General features: G+C 68.8%; 5 protein-coding genes. 4 read left to right on the plus strand and 1 reads right to left on the minus strand.

Annotation, left to right across the window (positions count from 1 at the left end; translation table 11 throughout):
* Positions 1-41: 41 nt before the first annotated feature.
* The gene (locus tag QH470_RS15375; RefSeq protein WP_280273036.1) at positions 42-2,855 is read right to left on the minus strand and encodes an aconitate hydratase; all 2,814 of its coding nucleotides are present in this window, start codon (positions 2,853-2,855) and stop codon (positions 42-44) included.
* Between the two features lie 329 nt (positions 2,856-3,184).
* Here QH470_RS15375 and QH470_RS15380 point away from each other — a divergent pair, with 329 nt between their 5' ends.
* From QH470_RS15380 to QH470_RS15395, 4 genes are all read left to right on the plus strand, one after another.
* Complete coding sequence (locus tag QH470_RS15380) at positions 3,185-3,814, plus strand: Rv1476 family membrane protein (protein WP_280273037.1); 630 nt, start codon at positions 3,185-3,187, stop codon at positions 3,812-3,814.
* A 682-nt stretch (positions 3,815-4,496) separates the two neighbouring features.
* Complete coding sequence (locus QH470_RS15385; RefSeq protein ID WP_280273038.1) at positions 4,497-5,906, plus strand: NlpC/P60 family protein; 1,410 nt, start codon at positions 4,497-4,499, stop codon at positions 5,904-5,906.
* Between the two features lie 250 nt (positions 5,907-6,156).
* A complete protein-coding gene (gene moxR1, locus QH470_RS15390) occupies positions 6,157-7,338 on the plus strand; it encodes a chaperone MoxR1 (protein ID WP_280273039.1) in 1,182 nt (393 codons plus the stop codon).
* A 26-nt stretch (positions 7,339-7,364) separates the two neighbouring features.
* Positions 7,365-7,927: DUF58 domain-containing protein (locus tag QH470_RS15395; protein WP_280273040.1), on the plus strand; the 563-nt coding region annotated here is incomplete at its 3' end.

A 7,927-nucleotide genomic window follows, 5' to 3' on the forward strand; every position in this document is an offset into this window, starting at 1 on the left:
CACTCTCGCGAACACGCGACGCCGGAGGCGGCGCCGATATCTCAGCCGATCATGTTGCGCAGCACGTATTGCAGGATGCCGCCGTTGCGGTAGTAATCGGCCTCGCCGGGGGTGTCGATGCGGACCTTGGCGTCGAAGGTGATCTTGTCTCCGTTCTCCTTGGTGGCGGTCACCTTCAGGGTCTTCGGAGTCACGCCCTCGTTCAGCTGGGTGATGCCCTCGATGTCGAAGGTCTCGGTGCCGTCCAGCTTCAGCGACGCCGCCGACTCGCCCTCGGGGAACTGCAGCGGGATGACGCCCATGCCGATGAGGTTGGAGCGGTGGATGCGCTCGAACGACTCGGTGATGACCGCCTTCACGCCCAGCAGGCTGGTGCCCTTGGCCGCCCAGTCGCGCGAGGAACCCGAGCCGTACTCCTTGCCGCCCAGCACGACCAGCGGGATGCCCGCGGCCTGGTAGTTCTGCGAGGCGTCGTAGATGAAGGCCTGCGGGCCGCCGTCCTGGGTGAAGTCGCGGGTGTAGCCGCCCGAGACGTCGTCCAGCAGCTGGTTGCGCAGCCGGATGTTGGCGAACGTGCCGCGGATCATGACCTCGTGGTTGCCGCGCCGCGAGCCGTAGGAGTTGTAGTCCTTGCGCTCGACGCCGTGCGACTCGAGGTACTGCGCGGCCGGGGTGCCCGGCTTGATGTTGCCCGCGGGGGAAATGTGGTCGGTGGTGACCGAATCACCCAGCAGCGCAAGCACTCGCGCGCCCTTGATGTCCCGCACCGGCTCCGGGGACTGCGGCATCCCGTCGAAGTACGGGGGCTTGCGGACGTAGGTCGAGTCCTCCGCCCAGTCGAAGGTCTTGCCCTCCGGGGTGGGCAGCGAACGCCACCGCTCGTCGCCCTTGAAGACGTCCTTGTAGTCCTCGAGGAACATGTCGCGGGAGATGACCGCGTCGATGGTGTCCTGGATTTCCTTGGGCGCGGGCCAGATGTCCTTCAGGAAGACGTCGTTGCCGTCGGAGTCCTGGCCCAGCGCGTCGTGCTCGAAGTCGAAGTCCATCGTGCCCGCGAGCGCGTAGGCGATGACCAGCGGCGGCGAGGCCAGGTAGTTCATCTTCACGTCGGGGGAGATGCGGCCCTCGAAGTTGCGGTTGCCCGAGAGCACCGCGGTGACGGTCAGGTCGTTGTCGTTGACCGCCTTGGAGATCTCCTCCGGCAGCGGTCCGGTGTTGCCGATGCAGGTGGCGCAGCCGAACGCGACCAGGTTGAAGCCCAGCTTCTCCAGGTACGGCCACAGCCCGGACTTCTCGTAGTAGCCGTTGACGACCTGCGAGCCCGGCGCCATCGAGGTCTTCACCCACGGCTTGCGGGACAGGCCCTTGTCCACGGCGTTGCGGGCGAGCAGCGCCGCGCCGATCATGACCGACGGGTTGGAGGTGTTGGTGCAGGAGGTGATCGAGGCGACCACCACCGCACCGTGATCGAGCACGAAGTCGCCGTACTCCTCGGTGGAGACCTTGACCGGCTTCGACGGACGGCCCTCGGCCCCGTTGGCGGCCGAGCTCAGCGGCACCGAGCCGTCGTCGGCGAACGACAGCACCGCCGGGTCACTGGCCGGGAAGGACTCCTCGACGGCCTCGTCCAGCTTGCTGTGCGGGGTGCGGGCCACCGGGCCCGACTCGGCGTCGCTGGTGTAGTTGTGGATGTCCTTGCGGAACGCGGTCTTGCTCTCCGACAGCAGGATTCGGTCCTGCGGGCGCTTCGGACCGGCGATGGAGGGCACCACGGTGCTCAGGTCAAGCTCCAGGTACTCCGAGTAGGCGGGCTCCTGGTCGGCGTCGTGCCACAGGCCCTGCTCCTTGGCGTAGGCCTCGACCAGCGCGACCTGCTCGTCGCTGCGGCCGGTCAGCTTCAGGTACTCGATGGTGACGTCGTCGATCGGGAAAATCGCCGCGGTGGAACCGAATTCGGGGCTCATGTTGCCCAGCGTGGCGCGGTTGGCCAGCGGCACCTCGGCGACGCCCTTGCCGTAGAACTCGACGAACTTGCCCACCACGCCGTGCTTGCGCAGCATGTCGGTGACCGTCAGCACCACGTCGGTGGCGGTGACGCCCGGGTTGATCTCACCGGTCAGCTTGAAGCCGACCACGCGCGGGATCAGCATCGAGACGGGCTGGCCCAGCATGGCCGCCTCGGCCTCGATACCGCCGACGCCCCAGCCCAATACGCCCAGGCCGTTGACCATGGTGGTGTGCGAGTCGGTGCCGACGCAGGTGTCGGGGTAGGCCTGCCCGTTGCGGACCATGACGACGCGGGCCAAGTGCTCGATGTTGACCTGGTGCACGATGCCGGTGCTCGGCGGGACGACCTTGAAGTCGTCGAACGCGGTCTGGCCCCAGCGCAGGAACTGGTAACGCTCGCCGTTGCGCTGGTATTCGATGTCGACGTTGCGCTCGAAGGCGTCCGCGCGGCCGAACACGTCGATGATGACGGAGTGGTCGATGACCATCTCGGCGGGCGCGAGCGGGTTCACCTTGTTCGGGTCGCCGCCGAGGGTGGCGACGGCCTCGCGCATGGTGGCCAGGTCGACGATGCAGGGCACGCCGGTGAAGTCCTGCATGATGACACGCGCGGGGGTGAACTGGATTTCGGTGTCCGGCTCGGCCGAGGGATCCCACTTCGCGATGGCGCGGATGTGGTCGGCGGTGATGTTGGCGCCGTCCTCGGTGCGAAGCAGGTTCTCCGCCAGCACCTTCAGGGCGTAGGGCAGCTTCTCGGTGCCGGGCACGGCCGAGAGGCGGAAGATCTCATACGACTGATCTCCTACCTCGAGGGTGCCCTTGGCGCCGAATGTATCGATGCTCGTCATACGTTCAGCTCCACTCGTCGTGTCTGATGGGGCCTCGGGGGCCCTACGTGGTTACGCAAGCTTCCTCCGCCGGGTCCTACCCAGAGGCCCCGCGGGGGGTCGGCCGTCGGCGGGGCTGTGCCGGCGACCCGGTCGAGGGCGCAGTCTGGGCTGTGCGCCTCGTACTGACAACCCTAACAGTACGCTTGTCCTGTGAAACGCGGGGGGCGCGTCACGCGCGCCGTGCCAGCAACCATCATCCTCCTGTCGCGTACTGTGCTCACGAGTCCGCCGGAGGTAGTCGGTTCCGGCGACCGCCGTCAGCATGCTGATCGTCTGCAGAGTGTTGGATGCCCGTCGCGCCCGCGACTCGACAAACCGGATGGAAGATGACCGTCTTTGACACCTCGGTTCGCACACCCATGGCTGCGGAGCTACCGCACGACACGGATCTGAACGCGGTCCTGAAGGATCTCGCGGACAACCACGTCGCCACGCCCAAGGGGCAGAAGCAGAGCGAGCTGACGACGATCGTCGAAAATGCGCGCGCGAACGGCATCCCGTTGAGCGTCGTCGTGGTGGAAGGCAATCCGGCGCCGGACTCGAGTCTCCGGGATCTGGCGACGAAGGTGGGCAAGAACGAGCGCGGCACGGTCGTGGTCCTGAGCGACGACTGGGCGGGCACCTACAGCGATTCCATCAGCCGGTATCGCCTGGAGCGCGCGGAGGATATCGCCAAGAACCGGCACGGCGGGCACAGCGCGGAGGCGGCCCAGGCGTTCGTCGGCAGCTTGCAGACTTCCGAAACGGTTTCGCCCACGGTGGCCGCGAGCATCTTCATCGCCGCGATCGCCGTGGTCATCGTCGTCCTCTACCGCGTGAAACTGCGCCGCAGTGCGAGTGCCGGATCCGGCATCGACTCCGAAACAAGCAGCGCTGCGACTCTGAAAAGCGCTGAAAAGCAAGGCAATCGAGCGTAATTAGGTAAAGTCGGCGGGGTGTCCGAGGGGGCGCATGAACAGGAGGGGAACATGCGAAGGAGAGCACTCGCGGTTGCGTTGACGGTTGGCGCTGTCGCTTTCGGAGTCACAAGTACGGCTTCGGCGGACCATTCTCGTTACGGTCCCTACACGGGCCCCGGTGCCGAGAAAGCCTGCAAGGTGGACCAGATGACCTATCGGGGCGCCAGTAAGTGCGCCGAGGATCCGCCTGGCAGTGGGCGGTGGTTCTTCGATGCACCGACGCAGCCGGACAACCCGTACAAGTAGTGCTACTCGCAGGCCTGGCTTAGCCAGATTGCTCTGAATGTGCCCTCGGTGACTCACTCGAGTCGCCGAGGGCACACTCGTGTCCGGGCCACTGAGCTAGTTCGGTACCAGTGGTCTGTTTTTGCCGAGAAATCCGTACCCTTCTCTAGCTACCGCCAAGCTACTGGCGAACTACACGTCTGTCATTCTGTGGCAGATGTTTTCTCCGTGCAAGAAGTGTCGTACGGTTTCGAATGGCACGGAAGTGGAAAGAGTGTCATATGAGTCCTCAGCAACCATTGAGGTATCGGGTGCGGCTGGGGCTCGTGAGGCGATGCCGGTCACTGGTCGCCCAGCGCAGTCCCGGTGAACCTCGTTCCCCGGGAACCGGAGCGGGATCCAGGGAGGTGTGCGAGTGGGGTGGCACGGGGCCTCGATCAAAGTCACGCTGGGGTTGCTGGTGTGCGCGGTGGCGTTGTCGGTATCGGTCGGCGCCGCCGGTGCGGCGCCCGAGCCGCCGCCCAATCCGAGCGACGGTGACATCGCCGACGCGGGCGGGCAGGTGGATGCCGGCGTGGCGGAAGTCGGCGGCCTGATCAACGAGGTCGCCGCGGCCGAACAGCAGCTGCGGCAACTCGACACCGAGGTCGCCCGGCGGCGCGAGGCGGTGAACAAGGCACTGGTCGACCTGCAGGCCGCACGGGCCGCGGCCGACGCCGCGAACGCCGCGGCCGAGGCCTGCCGCCGCGACCTCGCCGACGCCGGCGTCCGAGTAGGGAAGGCCCGCACCGAGTTCGACCGATTCGCCATCGAGGCCTACACGCAACCGGCGACCGGTTCGATGGTCAACGTGCTCGCGGGCGCGGACCCGGCCGCGGCCCTCGACCGGGCGCAACTGCTCGGGGTCGCGTCCAAGACCAAGCAGGACGCCCTGCAGCTGTTACGCCGGGCCCAGGTCGAACAGGCCAACCGGGATTCCGCGGCGCGCCGGGCGAAGCAGACCGCCGACGCCGCCGCGGCCGCGGCCGAGCAGAAGAAGCTGGAGGCACAGCAGGCCGTCGCCGCCGCCCAGGCCGCCCAGCAGCAACAGGCCGCGCAGCGCACGGCGCTACTGGGACAGCGGGATTCGGCACAGCAGCGGCTCGACGCGGCGCGCCAGCGAGTGGCCGGGCTTCAGGGGCAGCGCGAGGCATTCCTCGCCTGGGACCGGCAACGCCAGGCCGAGGTCGCCGCGGCCCAGGCCGCCGCGACCGCGGCCGCCGCCCGCGCGGCCACCGACCAGGCCGCCCACGACCGCGCCGCACAGGTGGGCACGGGCAAGCGCCCGCACACCCAGCTCGACAACGCGCCCGCGCCGCACGCCTCGCTGCCCGATCGCCCGGCGCGTCCCTCCGGCAGCCGGTCCGAACTCGTCGAAACCGTGGTGGACCGCGCCATGTCGCAACTGGGCGTCACCTACTCCTGGGGCGGCGGCGACGAGAACGGCCCCACGCTGGGCATCCACGACGGCGGCGTGGCCGACAGCTACGGCGACTACGACAAGGTCGGATTCGACTGTTCCGGCCTGATGATCTACGCGTTCGCCGGAGTCGGCATCGCCCTGCCGCACTACAGCGGCTATCAGTACACGATGGGCACCCGGGTGCCCATCGCCGAGCGCGAACGCGGCGACATGCTGTTCTGGGGCGCCAACGGCAGCGAGCACGTGGCGCTGTACCTCGGCGACGGCAAGATGGTCGAAGCGCCCGAATCCGGCGACGTGGTGAAGGTTTCGCCGGTCCGCGAGGGGGGCATCATGCCGTACGCGGTGCGATTGCTCACCTGACGACTCCCAGTGTCCTCTCAGGCGCGTTCGGCGGGATTTGCGTTAGGGTTCACAATGTCGCGCGTGGCGCGCGGCGAGTTGGCGTGTCGGAATCCCCTGGCTGCGTTGGGGGAGGATGTCGAACCTGGAATAGTGGTGGGGAACACGCCGGGTGACGTCGGACCGGCCGCGGAGGCCGACACGACGCACCGGCTGGTGAACCACAGATGCAGCGGCGAGCCTCACGGGGCCGGACTAGGCGAAAGCGGGGATGTTTGTGACTTCGACTGATGGTGTGAGCACGGTGAATCCGGCGAAAGACACGCCGGCGCCCGCCACCCTCGAGCGCGATGTCCAGACCCTGGAGAAGGCGATCTACGAAGTCAAACGGGTCATCGTCGGCCAGGATCGTCTGGTCGAGCGGTTGCTCGTCGGTGTGCTGGCGCGCGGTCACGTGCTGCTCGAGGGCGTGCCGGGCATCGCCAAGACGCTCGCGGTCGAGACCTTCGCACGGGTCGTCGGCGGCACCTTCTCCCGCGTGCAGTTCACCCCGGACCTGGTGCCCACCGACCTCGTCGGCACCCGCATCTACCGGCAGGGCCGCGAGGAGTTCGACACCGAGCTGGGTCCGGTCGTAGCGAACTTCGTGCTCGCCGACGAGATCAACCGCGCGCCGGCCAAGGTGCAGTCGGCGCTGCTCGAGGTGATGGCCGAGCGGCACGTGTCGATCGGCGGCAAGACCTTCCCGATGCCCGATCCGTTCCTGGTGATGGCCACACAGAACCCGATCGAGAGCGAGGGCGTGTACCCGCTGCCCGAGGCGCAGCGCGACCGCTTCCTGTTCAAGGTCGTCGTCGACTACCCCTCCGTCGAGGAGGAGCGCGAGATCATCTACCGGATGGGTGTCACCCCGCCGGAGCCCAAGCAGATCCTCGAGCCCGGCGAGGTGATCCGGCTGCAGCGTCTGGCGTCGAACACCTTCGTGCACCACGCCCTGGTCGACTACGTGGTGCGGGTGATCTCCGCGACCCGCAACCCGGCCGAGTTCGGTCTCGACGACGTCGCGGGCTGGATCGCCTACGGCGCCTCCCCGCGTGCGAGCCTCGGCATCATCGCCGCCGCCCGCGCCGTCGCCCTCATCCGCGGCCGCGACTACGTGGTCCCGCAGGATGTGGTCGAGGTCGTGCCCGACGTGCTGCGTCACCGCCTGGTGCTGTCCTACGACGCGCTGGCCGACGAGGTGAGCCCCGACGACGTGATCCGCCGGGTGCTGCAGACCGTCGGCCTGCCGCAGGTCGCGCCGCAGGCCAACGCGCCCGCGCCGGGCCAGCAGCCGCCCGCGCCGATGCCCGCGCCCGCGGTGGGCCAGCAGCCGGGTGTGCCGCAGCCGCCGGCGCCGCCCGCCCCGAACGGGCAGCAGGCCGTCGGCCAGCAGCAACCGCAGCGTCCGTGAACGGAGCATCGGATCCGGTTGCCCCAGTGACGAATCCAGCGAAGATCCCACCCACCCGAGGAAGTGCCGCACCCCCTTCGTTCCGTTCCGGCCAATTGAACGATCCGCGGCTGTCGGCGGCGCTGAAGACCCTCGAGCTGACCGTGCGGCGCCGCCTCGACGGCGTGCTGCACGGCGACCACCTCGGCCTCATCCCGGGGCCGGGCTCGGAACCCGGCGACGCGCGGGAGTACCAGCCCGGTGACGATGTGCGCCAGATGGATTGGTCGGTCACCGCGCGCACCACGCACCCGCACGTGCGGCAGATGATCGCCGACCGCGAGCTGGAGACCTGGCTCGTGGTCGACCTGTCCGCCAGCCTGGACTTCGGCACCGCGCTCTGCCAGAAGCGGGATCTGGCGGTCGCCGCCGCGGCGGCGGTCACCCATCTGACCAGCGGCGGCGGCAACCGGGTGGGTGCCGTCGTGGCCAACGGCGAACGGCTGTTCCGCATCCCGGCGCGCGCCCGGCGCGGGCACGCCCCGGCGCGGCGGCGGCCGCGCGCCCCCCCACCCCCCCCCGCCCCGCGCGCGCGCGGCGGCGCGCGCGG

This window comes from Nocardia wallacei (assembly GCF_029868745.1).
GTDB lineage: Bacteria > Actinomycetota > Actinomycetes > Mycobacteriales > Mycobacteriaceae > Nocardia > Nocardia wallacei_B.